The organism is Bacillus cereus group sp. BfR-BA-01349, assembly GCF_022663795.1.
In the GTDB taxonomy this organism is placed as follows: domain Bacteria; phylum Bacillota; class Bacilli; order Bacillales; family Bacillaceae_G; genus Bacillus_A; species Bacillus_A cereus.
Map to the genome: position 1 here is coordinate 1 of NZ_JAKUGE010000037.1, position 16,512 is coordinate 16,512.

Here is a 16,512-nt window from a genome sequence, read left to right on the forward strand (position 1 = left end):
ATGGATAAGTTGGTTGATGATAGGCTTTTGTGAGACCTGAGCCTACAACTTTGCTAGAGTTGAATCTCTAAATGCCCGTATGGGCGCACATACATATCAAAATCAAAATAGTAAAGGGCAAAAAGTTACAGATCAGAATATAATGAATCGTTATACTTCTAACTTCCGTGGTACTTCTAGCGCTTCGCCTATAATTGCTGGGGCTGCTGTATCAATTCAAGGGATTGCTAAAGAACATTTAGGTAAGGCATATACACCAAAAGAATTGAGGGCAATTTTAAGTAATCCTAATACAGGCACAAAGTCTAATAATCCATCATCTGATAAAATAGGGGTTTTACCAGATTTAAAAGCGATTTTGTCTAACCTTGGATTTCATAGTGATTTGACTACCAATGATCCTATGGTATTTCCAGATAACGTAGAAAAAAATGAAGGGAAAGAAAATTCAACTTTCGTATTTCCAGGTGAAGAAACAAAAAGAACAGGTGATAAAAATTCAACTGTAACCTTCCCAGAAGAAGATTTAAAACAGGAGGAAAAAGAAGAGGGATTAATTGTTTTTCCTGATTAATAAAAAAATACTACCTTCCATTTGGAGGTAGTATTTTTTATTTCTTGTCATTAACAAGCAGGCATGAAATTTGTATTTGTTTATCTTTCATAAAGAACTTAACCACAAAGTCGAATGTTTGACTGTTAATTAACTTTTTCGTCTCAATCAATTACATGAATTAATCTAGAAATGCTTGCTGCAATGCTTTCAGTCCATCGCTGTATATACTATGAAACAGATTTATTGCCTCTTCATCACTAACCTCAACAGGAGTGAACGTACCAGACCACTCTACTAATGATGTGTTACTTTCAGTACCTTTTTTCACCCGGATTGTAGATAAATAATTAGTGACCGGGAACGGTGCATTCATGATTGAATACGTGTAGTAGCGTTCCTTATCATTGAATACTTCTAAGCGTTCTATAATTGTATCACCATCTGGATTAGCTAGATGACGTACACGACCGCCTTCAGTTAATTTACTACTAGGTATATAAGGTAACCAGTCTGGAAGGGAGTTGAAACCTCCTATTAATTGCCATACTTGTTCAGGTGATCCGAAAATTTCCATAGATATAGTAGTATATGCCATGTTCATTACGCTCCTTTTCATCCCGGTATTTACGGGTAAATAATCAGTAGAGAATAAATCGCCCCACTGATTAAAGTTTCACTTTATAGGTCCATAACTTATAGTGAGAATGAATTTTATCGTGGATTTTTTATTTAATATATAATTATAAATTTAAAACTATATACTTTTAATGATTAAATTATATAATAAATATAGAAACGAAAATTTATGAGCAAGGAAGTTGAAAAATATGACATTAACAATGGGCTTTATTGGATTTGGAAAGTCAGCTAACCGCTATCACTTACCTTATGTAAACACACGTAATAATATAAGAATAAAAACGATTTTTGTACGTCAAATAAATGAGAAATTAGCGGATCCATATAAGGAAAAAGGTGTTTACTTCACTACTGATTTGGACGAATTGTTGAATGACAAGGAAATTCAAGTGGTGACGATCTGTACGCCAGCACATACGCATTATGAATTAGCAAAAAAAGTTATACTAGCTGGAAAATCAGTTATCGTTGAAAAACCATTTTGCGATACAGTGGAACATGCGAAAGAATTATTAGCTTTAGGACGAGAAAAAGGTGTAGTAGTTATGCCTTATCAAAACCGCCGTTTTGATGGTGATTTTTTAGATGTGAAGCAAGTAATTGAACAAGGATTCCTTGGTGATATTATTGAGATTGAATCACATATTGATTATTTCCGTCCTGGTTCAATCACTCATGAAGCTCCAAAAGAAGAAGGTTCATTTTACAGTTTAGGTATTCATACGATGGACCGTATGATTTCATTATTCGGCCGTCCAGATACGGTGACATACGATATTCGTAATAATGAAATGGAAGGTGCGGTTGATAATTATTTCGATGTTGGTTTACATTACGGAAATCAGTTGAAGATTAAGCTGAAAACGAACCATGTCGTAGCAAAAGATTATCCACGCTTTATCGTTCATGGAACAAATGGATCATTTATTAAATATGGTGAAGATCAGCAGGAAAATGATTTGAAAGCGGGGATTATGCCTGAGAGTGCAGGGTTTGGTGAAGATTCACCGATGTACTATGGAGTTGCTAAATATCGTAATGCAAATGGTGACTGGATTGAAAAACAAATTAAAACGCCGCTTGGTGATTACGGTCGTTTCTATGATGCCGCGTATGAAACAATTATAAATGGTGCACCAAAACTTGTGAAAGACGAAGAAGCGGTAACGAATATTGAAATCTTAGAAAATGGATTTGCTGCCCCATCACCTTCAGTTTACAAACTTGAGGCTTTACATTTGAATGAATAGAAGAGAGTTTGCAGTATAAAGGAGGTATGAAAATGGCAAGCGGATCAACACAAGTAAAATACCTCGGCATTTATCAAAAGATTAAACAGCAAATTTTAGACGGTGAATATAAAATCAACGAAAAAATTCCGAGTAGCCCCGTCCTTGCTGAAGAATTTGGTGTTTCAGCCCTTACTATTAAGAAAGCGCTGGATCTATTAGTTAGAGATGGCTACATCATCCGCCGGCGCGGAAGCGGAACAGTGGTGCAAGATTGGCGTCAACAGGAAAAGGCACGAATGATTCAAACTTTAACGGGTACGAAAGCTGTATACGGCAGTGAGGTAGAAAGTAAAATTATCGAGTTTGCGATTGTTGGGGCTGATGAAGTAGTTGCTGAGAAATTGGGAGTTTCAATCGGTGATTTCGTCTATAAAATCATTCGCCTCCGCATCATTCACAGCATTCCGACGATTATGGAGCATACATGGATGCCAATTTCGGTTATCCCAGGTGTTGAGGCTTCTGTTTTAGAGGATTCGATATACTCACATATTCAAAATAAACTTGGTCTTGAAGTAGGGACATCTGTTGTCAGGGTTAAAGGAATTCGCCCAGATGATAGGGAAAAGCAGTTTATGAACTTAACAAATCAGGATTTCCTAATGCGAGTTGAACAAGTAGCTTATTTAACGGATGGACGAACTTTTGAATATTCTTATGCAGATCATCTACCCGAAACCTTTGAGTTTGAAACAGTCATTACTGCAAAAAATTATAAAGAGATATAAAAATCGGTTGAGGCAAGTATTGTCTCAACTGCTCCTATTATACGTTAATAGAATGAATCCAAGACTTAACATTTGATTTATAGAACTGTAAAGTTTAAAATTACAGTATAGTTTTTAGAAGTGAGTTGTTATCGTCTGTAAAATGTAGATAAATTAAATATTCTCGAATAAATAATATTGCTTGTATTTGATTCTAAACTGTAATTTTTTTTAATACATTTCAATAACCGATGTTTAAAATGTACGTTTCATAACATTAAAGGAGTGAGTTAAATATGGTAATTCTATATACAACAGCAAGCTGTGCCTCATGCCGAAAAGCGAAAGCATGGCTTGAAGAGCATCAAATTGATTATATTGAAAAAAACATCGTATCAAATTCTATGACAGTTGATGAGCTTAAATCGATTCTTCGTTTAACTGAAGAGGGGGCTACTGAAATTATTTCAACTAGATCGAAAACTTTTCAGGACTTAAATATAAATATTGAGGAGCTCTCGCTCAATGAATTTTATACATTAATAATTGAGCATCCACTAATGTTACGTCGCCCAATTATGCTGGACGAGAAAAGATTGCAGATTGGTTTTAATGAGGAAGAAATTCGTAAATTTTTACCACGTAGCGTTCGAACGTTTTTGAACATTGAATTGCAAAAATTGGCCAATTAATAAGTAGTATTTTTAGAAAAAGTTTTTTGAAAGGAGGAAGCAGAAGATGATTGAAGTATGTGTTACAGTTAATTATAATGATAGAAATTATCAAACAAATGTTATTGTGAGTAAAGATACGATTTGGACAAAAATTAAACAGTTGGCAGAAGAACAAGTGAAGAAACAGTGGAGTGTTTAATTTTATTTTCAACTTAAAAAGCTAAATGAAGTTATCAGATATAGGTGGGACCGGATAGAATATAAGAGAATTAATTTTTTATGGCAAGAAGTATTCTATATGTTTTAACGTTCTAACCTATCTGTAATATTTATGGCTACAGTTAATATATGAGAAACAATATTTTTGATCGTAGGAGGAAAATCATGAACAGCGACTTTACCTTGGCCATACACAGTTTAACTTATTTAGCTTTACAGCCAGATCGGATGTCAACAAGTAATGCTATTTCAGAAAGTGCAGGTGTACATCCAGTACGCATTCGCAAAGTACTAAGTTTGTTAAAAAAACATAAGTTTATACAATCGAAAGAGGGGACTGGTGGCGGTTTTATTTTCGCTCGCGATTTAGATGAAATTAATCTTTGGCATATTTATCAGATAACCTCTGAAGGTGCTTTGCAGCCGAAGTGTCCAGAATCAAACAATCAGTGTGTTGTAGGTTCGAACATGCGAAAAGTTCTTTTCGCTATTTTCTTAGGTGCTGAAGAGCATCTAGGTGAATACTTAAAGAATTATACAATGAAAGAAGTTGTTGACCTTATCAATCAAGAGCGTTAAGCGGCTTAATTATTATATAGCCGTGAGTTCTTAACACTTAAATGTAATGAAAAATATTACAGTATAATTGTTTTTATATCTTTTTTATCGTCACAAAAAATATTTATAGGAAGGTGAAACGGTATGATGTCAAATAATAATCAGGTTTTAAAAGTAGGAGATTGGGTTCGTGGAATATCAAATGAAGGTGAATTAATAGTTGGTTATATTGTATCACTTGATGATGTAGAGGATATAGTTACAGTTAGTATTGTGAAACGTGACGGCCAGTACACAATAAACGAAGCGATTTTACTCTTTAGTAAACACGTTAACAAACTCCCTGAATCAAAGGTAATAAATAAGGAACAAATCCTTTATCTTATAGATCTTGCATTATTAACAGGGGATGAAGAATGGTTTATCGAGCTTTCTTCAAAATTAAACTCGATAAAAGAGCTAGTTAATGAGGGATTTTAAAATTTAAACTTTTGAGGGTGCACACAATCCGCCTTATGGAGAGGACACAATTACTTTTCGCATAAAAGGAAATGATGTAAAAACGATTCATTACAAACATAGAGATATCCCTGAAGAAGAGCCGAACAAACTACAATTAAGATGATATTGAAGTGATTTGTTTGTGTATTCCTGATAACGATAATTATGTAAATGAGCTGTCCATATGGGGCAGCTTTTTTGCTTTTTGCTCAGTGTAGCTTTTTAAATTGTATATGAATTCAATATTAATAATATATATCCTAAAATTTGGTTTTTGTATTTTGGGGTTTTTTTCTTTTTACCTACATTAATTATTTATTAGAATATCTTTTATGTTTAAAATAAGATTTTTTGATAAAAGGGGATATAAGTATCTTTATAATAAGTCACCTAGAAAAACAATGTATTATTGTATTTTTTTAATAACTAATTCAGCTTTAAGCGATAAAAACAATGGCTACATGCTAACTGTAAAATATTATCCATATAAAATTATTCCTCTTTAATATTTCTGAAAATATAAAAATATTAATTTTATAAATATACACGTTATAATGAGGGCGTCGAGAGAAATTTTATTATCTCTGGAGAAAATATAAAAAATGCGATTATTAGTAAGAAAGGTGTGTGATTAGAGGCGAAATGTATGTAATGTGCTTCAGTGGCTTGTGTAAGCAATATCATCAGTGCTACCGAAGTTATGAAGGTAATGTATAGAATTGAGAAAGAAATGCCTCGCAAATGAAGAGAGGCCGGTTTAGCTAAAATTACTGTTAAAAGTAAAAAAGAGAAACCATTAAAGTAATACACTGTTATTAGAAATGTTGCAACGTATTTATGAAGTCTATTCTATATTGTTCTCTTAAGGGGTATTTATATAAAGAGCGGATATTACGAGTAAACTTTTTTGTGAACGCTAACAATTATATTAGGACGCTAATTAGTGAATGTTTCAATTTGGATTCATTATGATGAAGGACATACAATGTGGGGCAACTTGTAAGGAATTCATTTTCCAGAAAGGGAATATTTGTTAGATGCAAAGAGAGATGCAGGAATAGATACAAGGGGGAGTTATTATATGAACGGGAATACTGCAAAGAAAATAGAAGTTCAAGCTGAAAATACCGCACGAAAAAATGAGCAATATGCAGATCCGAAAAAGTGGCATAAGCAGGATACTACATGGGCACTGAGTCTATTTGGAACTGCAATTGGAGCAGGGGTGCTCTTTTTACCGATTAATGCAGGTTCAGGTGGTTTATTATCTTTACTACTAATTACATTACTTGCATATCCAGTTATGTACTACTCACATAGGGCGCTTGCTAAAATGATATACGCTTCTAATTCTGCTGATGAGGGGATCACAGGTACAATTAGAGAGTATTTCGGAAATAAAGCGAGTATCATTTTTAACATCGTATATTTCGGTTCAATTTATACAATCGTACTAATGTATTCGGTTGCGCTTACAAATACTGCAAGTAGTTTTATCGTGCATCAATTGCACATGCCAGAACCTCCAAGGGCTATTTTATCACTTGTATTAGTTCTTGGTCTTATCGCTATACTAAATTTTGGTCAAGATATTACTGTAAAGGTAATGAGTATGTTAGTGTATCCTTTCATAGTTTCTCTACTTTTTATTGCAATATCTTTAATTCCACAGTGGAATACGTCAATGCTTAGTTTTTCAGCTGTTTCAACTGCTTCAACAGGAACAGGCTATTTTGGGACGATATTGATGATTCTACCAATCATCGTATTCTCATTTAATCATTCACCTATGATTTCATCATTTGTTGTGAAACAGAGAGCTACGTATGGAATCGAAGCCACTGATGCTAAATGTGCGCAAATACAAAAGGTTTGTTATATTATGACATTCGCTGTTGTTATGTTCTTCGTTTGGAGTAGCGCATTGAGCTTGACTCCAGATGATATAAAAATGGCAAAAGAACAAAACTTATCAATTCTTTCATATCTTGCTAATGAGCTTAATTCGCCTGTAATCACTATTGCAGCTCCAATTATTGCTTTTGTGGCTATTACAAAGTCTTTCCTTGGCCATTATATAGGAGCATTTGAAGTAATGCGTGACATGATTATTAAGTTCGGTAAATCACGTGGAAAAGATATTGAAGAAAAAACAATTAAGACAGTAATCCTTACTTTTGTTGTATTATCATGCTGGTTTGTTGCTTATACAAATCCAAGTATTCTTGGACTTATTGATTCTCTAAGCGGTCCATTAGTTGCTGCTATCTTATGTCTATTACCGATGTATGCGATTCAAAAAGTTCCAGTACTAGCTAAATACAAAGGGAAAATGAGTAACGTATTTGTTATTATTGTAGGTGTACTTACTGTCTTAGCAAGTATTAAGTCATTATTCTAATTCACTATTATTCGTATTAGTGTAAAAATAGTTAATACGAATAACTTTTTGGACAAACTTCTCACCTTGGAGAGTTTGTCCTTTTTTAGTCATTTTATCAACTTGCCGACAAACAGCCACCTTCCAGGCAGAAGGTGGCTTGTTTCGGTATTAATTTATTTTAACTATTCACGTCTGAATGGCCTTTTTGGAGCAATTAGCTCTAAATTAGTACCAGCTGAATCGGAGAAGTAGGCAACTCCTGTACCAAATCCAGATTTTAAGTCGTCTTCTTGAAAGATAATTGGTTCGTCATCTGGGTGCTATCCTATGCCCATCAAGCTAACAAAATGGATTGCCTCTGAAACAAAAAATGATTTTTATTACTATAAAAAACGTAAAGTATCTGTTTTTAGAAAAAATTAATTTTTATAAATTGATGGAGGTATAACTCAATTCTTTTATATATGTAGTTAAATATGATTGTCAGAATGAACTTAAAGTAATTATGATTTCTAGAAATGCGAACTGATGTCTTGAATTGGTTTAAAGTTGCTGGAACAAAATAAAACCAATTGAGCAAAAAAACTTGCAAAAATAAAAAGAGAGATGTATATTAATTGATGTATCAATAATTGATATATCAATTAATGTTTTAACAAGAAAGAAAAGGAACATTTTATGAAGGAAATGTTCGTAAATATCAGTGGAGAAGAGCGCAAAATACTTATTCATGTTCTATTACAGATGCAAAAAAATGTAGAGAATATTAAAGAATAGAGAGTGTAGGGGGCAGAATAGTGTGGAAATAATCGCAGCTATTTTAGTCGGGATCGTAGCATTAGAACATTTGTTTATCATGATCCTTGAAATGTTTTTTATTGATTCAAAAGTAGCGAAACGTGCTTTCAAATTACCGAAGCATTTAGAAGGAGATCGAAACGTAGCCATTATGTTTGCAAACCAAGGTTTATATAATGGATTTTTAGCGGCTGGTCTCATTTGGGGACTTGTACTTGGGCTCAATCCAATTGGTTATATGGTCCAATTATTTTTCGTGATTTGTGTGGTGATAGCAGCTATTTTCGGAGGTTTCACATCTAATAAATCAATTATTGTGAAACAAGGACTTCCAGCTGTTTTAGCATTGGTTGCCCTTTTATGTATAATATAGAATCAAAGTTTTTCAATAAAAGAACTCATTTTTGAAAAGAATACGCTATTCTTTCTTTAGAATTATAGGAAAGGATGGCGTTTTTGTATGTCTATTTCTATATGTAGTGAATTATAACTATTCTCTCAAGGGACTCAACTGCTTTTCAGCTTTTGGATATATTTTCATCCATCTTTGTTTCCTCCTATTGTTGGATAGTGTAATAATTGATAAAAATTTTGATGAAATTGGATTATAACGATTGATCAAAAAAGTTAGTGATTAAAAATATTATTCTTTAGTACATACATTTTTAAGATGTTAAATATATTTCATAATAGTCTCTGTAAGATAGGGATAAGTAGAATAGTACTTTTTATAACTTTGAATGTCATTCATAATAGCACCAGTAAGAAGAAAACAGGCTTTACGGTACTACTAGTTACCAAAGATGTTACAATAGTTTATTTAGAATCAGATTGATTGAAAGGTTGTACTATATGGCCTAATAATTTCGAAAAAATGTCGGTGTGGCATAAAACAATTATGGAGGTTAAAGATATGAGTACTTCAAATTTGAATGAAATAAGTAAACAAATTTTAAAAGAGGAGGAAACACTTCAATTTTCCTCTTTTACAAATGAAGATGCCTTGCAACTAGGTTTATTTATCGTTGAAACAGCAAAGCGAGAGAGGAAATTGATTGCTGTTGATATAACGAAAAATGGTGTGCAATTATTTCATTTCAAGATGACAGGGACAAATGAGGAAAATACGAAATGGATTGAGCGTAAAAAACGAGTCGTTTCCCTGCATGATCGTAGCTCGTATTATATGCAGATACAAAGTGAAATAACTGGGGTCTCCTATAATGAAAAATATCTTTTAGATACTTCAGAATACGCTGCGTTTGGTGGATGTTTTCCTATCAGAATAAAAAACGTAGGGGTTATTGGAATGATAACAGTTTCAGGATTACCACCAGAAGAAGATCACAAATTGGTAATAAGGGCAGTTAAAAATCATTTGAAGCAATAGTAAAAGTAAATGTGATGGTTAAGTAAAAGCCAAGAATGAACATATTATTGTTCGTTTTTGGCTTTTTATTATTTTTTCTTATAGTCGGCTAAGAGGGTTCTTTTACAGGTAGTACTTAATTGTGCAATGTTCTTTAAATTGCATCGTTTTGTTCGAGTGAGCGAAATTGCTGTAATTGAAGATGCTCTAAATTAATGTGAAATTTGGTGATTAAAGTAGCTACATTTCATCTTTGTGTAAATATGAAACAAGCAGGATACATGAATAGAGAATGGGTAAAATAGTACCGAATGATGATTAGATTTTATGAATGATGTTATAAGGCTTTTTTTAGGAAAACTGAAGGAAGCAGTGTGTTTAGATTTAGAATGACTGGCAATGGGTGCTAGGAAGTTCAATGATTCAAAAATGAACTCATTTAAACGCATATTATCTTCGAGATGTATCATTTTGAAGAATATTAAAACATAGGAGGAACGGAATTATGACAAAAGATTTCTATACCGCACTGAAAGAAAGACGTACTTACTATGGGATTAATAAAGAGGTACAAGTATCGGATGAAAAAATTAAAGAAATCGTGGAGTTTGCTGTGAAATATACTCCATCCGCTTTCAATTCTCAAACTGCACGATTAGTTGTATTATTTGGTGAAGCTCATGATAAATTATGGGATATTACCACTGAAACATTAAGAAAAGTAGTTGGAGATGGAGATTTTTCAGGAACGCAACAAAAAATGGATTCTTTTAAAGCTGGTTATGGAACAGTATTATTCTTTGAAGATGAGGCTATCGTTAAATCGCTTCAAGAAAAATTTGCTGCATATGCTGAAAACTTCCCAATTTGGTCACACCAAGCATCAGGTATGCACCAATTAGTCGTGTGGACAGGTTTAGAAGCAGAGGGATTAGGGGCATCATTACAACATTATAATCCGTTAATTGACGATGAGGTAAAACAAGAATGGAATGTCCCTGCTAATTGGAAACTAATTGCACAAATGCCATTTGGTAATCCAACAGCTGCACCAGGTGAAAAAGAATTCCAACCACTTGAAGAGCGTGTGAAATTTCATAAGTAATATTCAAATGTAATAAAATGGAAATTTAATCAGTGGTGGTCTTACTGTCCGCAAATAGCAGGGGAAGCTAACTGTATTGTAAAAATAAAACTGTTTATTAATAAAAAAGCTTATTCGTTTTTTTTATTAATCGAGTATGTATGAATAAAAGATTTTAAAACACTATTTTAATCTGTAAGGGAACAAGGTGATCGTTTTGATCACCTTGCTTTATTTCTTACATTTTATTTATTAAAAAACGCTAGCTTTTCATAAATGCTTGAAAAATTAGCGTTTTAATAATAGGTATCTGTAATTTGATTACTTAAAACTATATACGAAAAAGCTTTTATGTTATTCCTCAAGTTCTATCCATTCCTGTGACCATTCTTCTATTCCGCGAATAATAGCTTCTAAAGCAAATCCTTTTTGAGTTAAAGAATATTCTATACGAACTGGTGTCTCAGGAAAGACTTTACGTTCGACAATTCCTTCTAGTTCTAATTCTTTCAATCTTTCTGAAAGTAATCTTCCGCTAACAGGAAGAGAAGATTCAAGTGTACAAAAGCGCTGAGATCCAGAAAAAAGTTGGTAAATAATTAGTGCTGTCCATCGTTGACTAAAAAATTTCATTCCTTTTTCAAAGCGAGGGCATAATGTAGAATCATTCATTTTCCTTCACCTCCTAAAATAAATTATATAACATCTTACTATTAGTAACAAATGTTTTTACAATTAATTACTTGGCGTAAATTGATTACGAATGCATACTCACTTACATAAAGTAACTAAGTTGTTTTATGTAACTAAAACTCTTTTCTTTAAATGGCCAAAGTTGTAATGATACATATTGCATATAAGCTGAGAGAAAAAAGAATAGCATCTGTAAAAACACTTACGTTGTGTAAGTTAAACAATAAAAAATATAACAATGGAAGAGAATTTTAGAGATTCTCTATACTAGGAGGTACCTAATGGTTACAACAGATACAATTCATATGTTAGAAGATAAAATTCAATTTATACATCAAGATGGAAAGGATATTTATTTAGTAGGCCCTATCAAATTGCCAATTAATTTATATGGGGAGACTAAAGTTTTTCAATGGTATTCTTGGTTACAATGTAGTGAGGTTACAAATAGTGTAGAAGGAATTATCGAAAAACTCTCATCTATTAATTTAGCTGATATGCAGCAATCTAGTGTACTTGTATATGGTGATTTTGAGAATTCTGAAGATGCCCTAATTCGTATGCATAGTATTTGTCACACCGGTGATATCTTTGGTAGTAAACGTTGTGACTGTGGATTCCAATTAAAGCAGTCTTTACAAATGATTACAGAACATGGTTCAGGTGCTTTATTTTACTTAGCGAATCATGAAGGAAGAGGAATTGGCTTGTTTAGTAAAGCTATGACGTACCTCTTGCAAGAAAATGGGTTAGATACAGTAGAAGCTAATCTGAACCTAGGTTTTGAAGATGATGTTCGAAACTATGATGATACAATTGAAGTATTAAAAGCGCTACGCTCAAAACCTGTAAAACTTATTACAAATAATCCGAAAAAATTAGAAGTGTTACAAAAAGCTGGATTAAATGTTACGAGTCGTGAACCGTTATGGGGTGATGTCTCAGAGTTTAATGAGAAATATTTGCAAACGAAGATTCAGCGTTCTGGACATTTTGAAGGGGGACACTTACATGCTTGAGCATGAATTGTATATGAAGCTAGCACTAGAAAATGCCAAGGCTATGAAGGGACAAACGACTCCAAATCCATTGGTTGGATCTGTAATTGTAAATGATAATCGAATTGTAGGGGTCGGAGCACATATGAAGGCCGGAGAACCACATGCCGAAATACATGCGATACGTATGGCTGGAGAACAGGCACGTGGTGGTACAATTTATGTAACTCTTGAACCTTGTTCTCATCATGGTAGAACAGGGCCTTGTGCTGAAGCAATTGTACAAGCAGGAATTAAGAAGGTAGTAGTTGCTACACTTGATCCAAACCCGCTTGTTTCTGGACGTGGAATTAAAACTCTACAAGATGCAGGTATTGAAGTACTTGTAGGAGTGTGTGAAGAAGAATCTAAAAAAATGAATGAAGTCTTTAATAAATATATTTTGACAAAGCGCCCATTTGTAACGATTAAATCAGGAGTTACATTAGATGGGAAAATCGCTACGTCTTTATCGGATAGTAAGTGGATTACATCTACAGAAGCAAGACAAGAAGTACACCAAATACGAAACGAAAATGCGGCTATTTTAGTAGGAGCGAATACTGTTCAAAAGGATAATCCATCATTGACAACGCGTATTCCAAATGGCCGAAATCCAATTCGAGTAATATTGGACTCGACGTTACGCATACCGATGGAAGCTAACGTTGTTACAGATAGAGAAGCTCCTACCTGGATATTTACAACAAGTAATCATGCAGAGGAAAAAAAGAAAGCATTAGAAAATGCAGGAGTTAAAGTATTTGTTACTAGCGGAGAAAAGCATATAAACTTACATGAAATGCTTGATGTTTTAGGACAAAAAGGAGTTTCCTCCCTGCTTATTGAAGGTGGTGGAGAAGTAAATGCTTCGTTTATTGAAAATAAACTAATGGATAAAATTATTTTATATTTCGCACCTAAAATTATTGGAGGTAGATTGGCGCCTAGTTTTGTAGAGGGGACTGGTATTACTAAAATGAAAGATGCAATTGAATTTAAGGATATATCATTTACCCAGATTGGAAAAGATTATAGATTTATTGGCTATCCAGCATATCGGAAAGATGAGAAATAAGGGGAATAAAAACTACTTATATGTTCCGGTAAATGGATTGCAGAAAGGAGTGATGAAGAGTGAAGTTTGGATTTGATATCGATGATACATTAATTGATTTAAGGCAGCATGCTTTTCATTTATATAATAAGAAATTAAACAAAAAAGTAGGGTTGGATGTATTCCATTCTTTAAAAACAATTGAAATTCATGAAGCATTTGGCATGACTTCGGAGGAAGGCGGTCATATGTGGAATAGTTTGCTGGATGAGATTTATTATACTTCTTGTTCACCGTTTCCGTATGCTGTAGAGACATTGCAAGAATTAGAAAGACAGGGACATGAAATTTACTATATAACGGCGCGACCTAAAGAGCATGGAGAGCAAACAAAAAAATGGTTAATAGAAAAAGGATTTCCGGTACATGAAGATCGCTTTTTCTATGGAATGAAGGATGAAGAAAAAATACACTTCATACAAGAAATAAAATTAAACTATTTCTTTGATGATAAGCCGGCTGTTTTAGAAACGTTAATAGGAAAACCGATAAATGTATATGCAAAAACTACTTCTTACAATCAATATCTCAATATCCCGCGTATTACAAATTGGATGGAGTTAGGAGATATTATAAAGAAAGATATGTGAGGATTTAAATGGAAAATCAAATAGAGCCAAGAGCATATTGAGTATTACAATTTTAGAGGAAAGACATACGTATTATGTCTTTCCTTATTTTTTAATACTATCGTTTTTATTAGTGTGATGTGCTAGGAGTACTTCTAATAGAGGGGAAATAGAAAAATGAGCAATAAGAAAAATATTTTTAAGCTAGTCTTGTATGGAAGCGTAATTTATATATCATATCAGTGATGGTTTTCCCTGGTGCCACAGTATATGCGGATATTTTGGATAAGAAGTTCAAGAATTAATGAGATGTGTTCATAATCATGAATTTTTGGAAAACGAAAATTACAATGTTAGGTTATTTTGAATCAGTAGTGGACGATATGCAAAATTACATATTACAAAATAAACATCGTAATTTTGGGATTCTTGGTATAAAATACATTACTTAAACTATATATTAGAATGGAGAAAGTGAATTGGAATTATTAAGAAACAGTAAGGTTGGTACAAAACTAAACATATTAATAACTATATCAAGTATTGCATGTATAGTATTATCCCTAATAGGGTTTTGGGGATTAGAAAGAGGGAAAAGTACTTCCTCTAATATGTATGAGGATAATTTACTACCAATTGAGTGGATTGGAATTGTAGAATCTAATTTTTATCACGTTAATATGAACTTTATGGAAATAATGTTATCAAAAGATGAAAAAAGAATGAACGAATTAATAAGAGAAATGGATGGGATTCGTAAGGAAAATGATCATCTTTTAAAGCAGTTTGAGGCTAAGCTTATTTCTACTAAAGAAAAAGAATTATATAACACGTTTCATGAAACATTTAATGAATTAAGGACTCAAATGAAGAAAGCACAAGAATTAGGGAAGTCTAATAATGAGGAAGCATATGCATATTATCTAAAAGAGATTGAACCTAATATGCAAAAATCAATAAAATCAATTCGTGAATTGATTTTATATAATAGTAATAATGCAGAGCTTTTACAGAAGGAAAATAATAATAGTGCTCAAAATACAATGATAATGTTTGTTAGTATTTCGATTTTAGCAATTTTAATAATTATATTAATTGGATATGTTATTAAATTAACTATCCGAAACCCACTTGCATTACTACAAAATGATATGGAAAAAGTAGCAGCTGGAGATTTAACAACACGTACTCCTTATAAAGCAAATAATGAATTAGGGCATATTGTTCAGTCTTTTAATAGTATGTTAGATAACCTTCAACAATTAATTGCGAATGTTAAGATGACAACACAAGAGGTTATTTCTACTACGGAGGGCGTATTACAAGATACAAATCGAGCGTCTAGTATTTCAAATGAGGTTGTACAGACTGTTTTAGAAGTAAAAACAAAAATAGAAGGACAGGTAACTAGTATTCAGGAGAGCTCATCCTCAATGGAAGAAATTACAACCGGGGTGCAAACTGTAGCTGAATCTTCAGCAGTAGTCGCTGAGGTAGCAGTAACGACTACAGAACGAATAAATATCGGTAGTGAAGTGATAAATCACTCTATTCTTCAAATGAATAGTGTGCATGATGTTGTCGAGGAAACATCAAAAGTAATAAATAAACTTGTTACACGTACACAACAGATTGATACAGCTCTCGCTGCAATTACTAATATTGCCGAACAAACGAATCTTCTTGCCTTAAATGCCGCTATTGAAGCGGCACGTGCTGGAGAGAATGGGAAAGGATTTGCAGTGGTTGCCGCAGAAGTTCGAGACTTGGCTGAGCAATCTAAAGAATCTGCAAAAGAAGTTAATCATTTAATAAAATCCATTCAAAAAGATACCCAAGATACAGTTAATGTCATGCAAAAAGGACAACAAAAGGCAGTAGAAGGAAAAGAAGCTGCTTACAAAGCGAATCAAACCTTCTTGTCTATTATGAGAGATATTGATAAGATTACAGGTCAAATTCAAGAAGTATCCGCAGCGACAGAAGAGATGTCTGCTGGTACAGAAGAAGTAAATGCTTCTCTTTCGCTAGTTTCTGAAACTGCAACGGATGTGAAAAAGGAGACTCTTCAAACTGTAAATTCAATTCAATCACAGGCCGAATCAATTGAACAAATATCAATCCAATCCAACAAAATGAAAGAAAAGGTGGAAGAATTAACGGAATTGGTTTCAAAATTTAATATTACAGAACAAAAAGAATGAGTAAATTGTAAAAGATTAGGTACGGCTATCAGCCTAAAAATAATTGATTTTTTACGATTAAAAAGATTTTAGTAATTAATTCAATCACAAGTGTAATAACATGTATAAAAAA

At 33.0% G+C, this 16,512-nt stretch carries 16 protein-coding genes and 3 pseudogenes; 16 read left to right on the forward strand and 3 right to left on the reverse strand.

The annotated features are described in order from the left end of the window. Positions 1-91: 91 nt before the first annotated feature. Positions 92-574: pseudogene (locus MR169_RS19200) on the forward strand (S8 family serine peptidase); the annotation flags it as partial. Positions 575-734: 160 nt separating this feature from the next. Here MR169_RS19200 and MR169_RS19205 read toward each other — a convergent pair. Next, positions 735-1,151: an SRPBCC family protein gene (locus MR169_RS19205; protein ID WP_086391388.1), complete on the reverse strand. Its 417-nt coding sequence runs from the start codon at positions 1,149-1,151 to the stop codon at positions 735-737. 232 nt (positions 1,152-1,383) lie between these two features. Here MR169_RS19205 and MR169_RS19210 point away from each other — a divergent pair, with 232 nt between their 5' ends. The 8 genes and pseudogenes from MR169_RS19210 (at position 1,384) to MR169_RS19245 (ending at position 7,547) form a co-directional block, all read left to right on the forward strand. Beyond that, positions 1,384-2,445 carry an oxidoreductase gene (locus tag MR169_RS19210; protein WP_242319853.1) on the forward strand — a complete coding sequence of 354 codons (1,062 nt, stop codon included), beginning with the start codon at positions 1,384-1,386 and terminating at the stop codon, positions 2,443-2,445. Positions 2,446-2,477: 32 nt separating this feature from the next. Further along, complete coding sequence (locus tag MR169_RS19215; RefSeq protein WP_086391390.1) at positions 2,478-3,215, forward strand: GntR family transcriptional regulator; 738 nt, start codon at positions 2,478-2,480, stop codon at positions 3,213-3,215. Positions 3,216-3,490: 275 nt separating this feature from the next. After that, entirely contained in the window at positions 3,491-3,886 is a 396-nt protein-coding gene (spxA, locus tag MR169_RS19220) for a transcriptional regulator SpxA (protein ID WP_000236190.1), read from the forward strand. A 46-nt stretch (positions 3,887-3,932) separates the two neighbouring features. Beyond that, positions 3,933-4,067 carry a BA3454 family stress response protein gene (locus tag MR169_RS19225; RefSeq protein ID WP_000573532.1) on the forward strand — a complete coding sequence of 45 codons (135 nt, stop codon included), beginning with the start codon at positions 3,933-3,935 and terminating at the stop codon, positions 4,065-4,067. 185 nt (positions 4,068-4,252) lie between these two features. Next, on the forward strand, positions 4,253-4,666 hold the full coding sequence (gene saiR / locus MR169_RS19230) for an Rrf2-family transcriptional regulator SaiR (protein WP_001083465.1): 414 nt from the start codon (positions 4,253-4,255) through the stop codon (positions 4,664-4,666). A gap of 123 nt (positions 4,667-4,789) precedes the next feature. Beyond that, the gene (locus MR169_RS19235; protein ID WP_242319854.1) at positions 4,790-5,125 is read left to right on the forward strand and encodes an IDEAL domain-containing protein; all 336 of its coding nucleotides are present in this window, start codon (positions 4,790-4,792) and stop codon (positions 5,123-5,125) included. A 7-nt stretch (positions 5,126-5,132) separates the two neighbouring features. Continuing rightward, positions 5,133-5,270, forward strand: a pseudogene (locus MR169_RS19240) (DUF3888 domain-containing protein); the annotation flags it as partial. A 957-nt stretch (positions 5,271-6,227) separates the two neighbouring features. Beyond that, positions 6,228-7,547 (forward strand): aromatic amino acid transport family protein, encoded by a 1,320-nt coding sequence (locus MR169_RS19245; protein ID WP_001014190.1) that lies wholly within the window; start codon positions 6,228-6,230, stop codon positions 7,545-7,547. A 164-nt stretch (positions 7,548-7,711) separates the two neighbouring features. On the opposite strand, the pseudogene MR169_RS19250 reads toward MR169_RS19245, so the two are convergent. Then, a pseudogene (locus MR169_RS19250) lies at positions 7,712-7,846 on the reverse strand (VOC family protein); the annotation flags it as partial. A 482-nt stretch (positions 7,847-8,328) separates the two neighbouring features. On the opposite strand from MR169_RS19250, the gene MR169_RS19255 reads away from it, so the two are divergent. The 3 genes from MR169_RS19255 to MR169_RS19265 all read left to right on the forward strand — a co-directional run bounded on the left by MR169_RS19255 (position 8,329) and on the right by MR169_RS19265 (position 10,801). Beyond that, positions 8,329-8,700, forward strand: coding sequence for a DUF1304 domain-containing protein (locus MR169_RS19255; protein ID WP_000402471.1), 372 nt, complete (start codon positions 8,329-8,331; stop codon positions 8,698-8,700). A gap of 501 nt (positions 8,701-9,201) precedes the next feature. Beyond that, a complete protein-coding gene (locus tag MR169_RS19260) occupies positions 9,202-9,717 on the forward strand; it encodes a heme-degrading domain-containing protein (protein ID WP_140159051.1) in 516 nt (171 codons plus the stop codon). A 484-nt stretch (positions 9,718-10,201) separates the two neighbouring features. Continuing rightward, on the forward strand, positions 10,202-10,801 hold the full coding sequence (locus MR169_RS19265) for a nitroreductase family protein (protein WP_000158938.1): 600 nt from the start codon (positions 10,202-10,204) through the stop codon (positions 10,799-10,801). A 333-nt stretch (positions 10,802-11,134) separates the two neighbouring features. On the opposite strand, the gene MR169_RS19270 is transcribed toward MR169_RS19265, so the two are convergent. Beyond that, positions 11,135-11,452, reverse strand: coding sequence for a winged helix-turn-helix transcriptional regulator (locus MR169_RS19270; protein WP_001000104.1), 318 nt, complete (start codon positions 11,450-11,452; stop codon positions 11,135-11,137). Between the two features lie 302 nt (positions 11,453-11,754). On the opposite strand from MR169_RS19270, the gene MR169_RS19275 reads away from it, so the two are divergent. The 4 genes from MR169_RS19275 to MR169_RS19290 all read left to right on the forward strand — a co-directional run bounded on the left by MR169_RS19275 (position 11,755) and on the right by MR169_RS19290 (position 16,400). Further along, on the forward strand, positions 11,755-12,492 hold the full coding sequence (locus MR169_RS19275) for a GTP cyclohydrolase II (RefSeq protein WP_086391392.1): 738 nt from the start codon (positions 11,755-11,757) through the stop codon (positions 12,490-12,492). Beyond that, on the forward strand, positions 12,485-13,588 hold the full coding sequence (gene ribD, locus MR169_RS19280) for a bifunctional diaminohydroxyphosphoribosylaminopyrimidine deaminase/5-amino-6-(5-phosphoribosylamino)uracil reductase RibD (protein WP_103572786.1): 1,104 nt from the start codon (positions 12,485-12,487) through the stop codon (positions 13,586-13,588). The genes MR169_RS19275 and ribD overlap by 8 nt, the downstream gene beginning before the upstream one ends. Positions 13,589-13,647: 59 nt before the next feature. Next, a complete protein-coding gene (locus MR169_RS19285; protein WP_000668223.1) occupies positions 13,648-14,217 on the forward strand; it encodes a 5' nucleotidase, NT5C type in 570 nt (189 codons plus the stop codon). Between the two features lie 458 nt (positions 14,218-14,675). Further along, entirely contained in the window at positions 14,676-16,400 is a 1,725-nt protein-coding gene (locus tag MR169_RS19290; protein WP_242319855.1) for a methyl-accepting chemotaxis protein, read from the forward strand. Positions 16,401-16,512 lie beyond the last annotated feature (112 nt).

What these genes read in the sequence shown, in the direction of transcription:
- MR169_RS19205 (WP_086391388.1), bottom strand. Translation starts at nt 1,151, where the DNA reads ATGGCATATACTACTATATCTATGGAAATTTTCGGATCACCTGAACAA.
- MR169_RS19210 (WP_242319853.1), top strand. Translation starts at nt 1,384, where the DNA reads ATGACATTAACAATGGGCTTTATTGGATTTGGAAAGTCAGCTAACCGC.
- MR169_RS19215 (WP_086391390.1), top strand. Translation starts at nt 2,478, where the DNA reads ATGGCAAGCGGATCAACACAAGTAAAATACCTCGGCATTTATCAAAAG.
- spxA (WP_000236190.1), top strand. Translation starts at nt 3,491, where the DNA reads ATGGTAATTCTATATACAACAGCAAGCTGTGCCTCATGCCGAAAAGCG.
- MR169_RS19225 (WP_000573532.1), top strand. Translation starts at nt 3,933, where the DNA reads ATGATTGAAGTATGTGTTACAGTTAATTATAATGATAGAAATTATCAA.
- saiR (WP_001083465.1), top strand. Translation starts at nt 4,253, where the DNA reads ATGAACAGCGACTTTACCTTGGCCATACACAGTTTAACTTATTTAGCT.
- MR169_RS19235 (WP_242319854.1), top strand. Translation starts at nt 4,790, where the DNA reads ATGATGTCAAATAATAATCAGGTTTTAAAAGTAGGAGATTGGGTTCGT.
- MR169_RS19245 (WP_001014190.1), top strand. Translation starts at nt 6,228, where the DNA reads ATGAACGGGAATACTGCAAAGAAAATAGAAGTTCAAGCTGAAAATACC.
- MR169_RS19260 (WP_140159051.1), top strand. Translation starts at nt 9,202, where the DNA reads ATGTCGGTGTGGCATAAAACAATTATGGAGGTTAAAGATATGAGTACT.
- MR169_RS19265 (WP_000158938.1), top strand. Translation starts at nt 10,202, where the DNA reads ATGACAAAAGATTTCTATACCGCACTGAAAGAAAGACGTACTTACTAT.
- MR169_RS19270 (WP_001000104.1), bottom strand. Translation starts at nt 11,452, where the DNA reads ATGAATGATTCTACATTATGCCCTCGCTTTGAAAAAGGAATGAAATTT.
- MR169_RS19275 (WP_086391392.1), top strand. Translation starts at nt 11,755, where the DNA reads ATGGTTACAACAGATACAATTCATATGTTAGAAGATAAAATTCAATTT.
- ribD (WP_103572786.1), top strand. Translation starts at nt 12,485, where the DNA reads ATGCTTGAGCATGAATTGTATATGAAGCTAGCACTAGAAAATGCCAAG.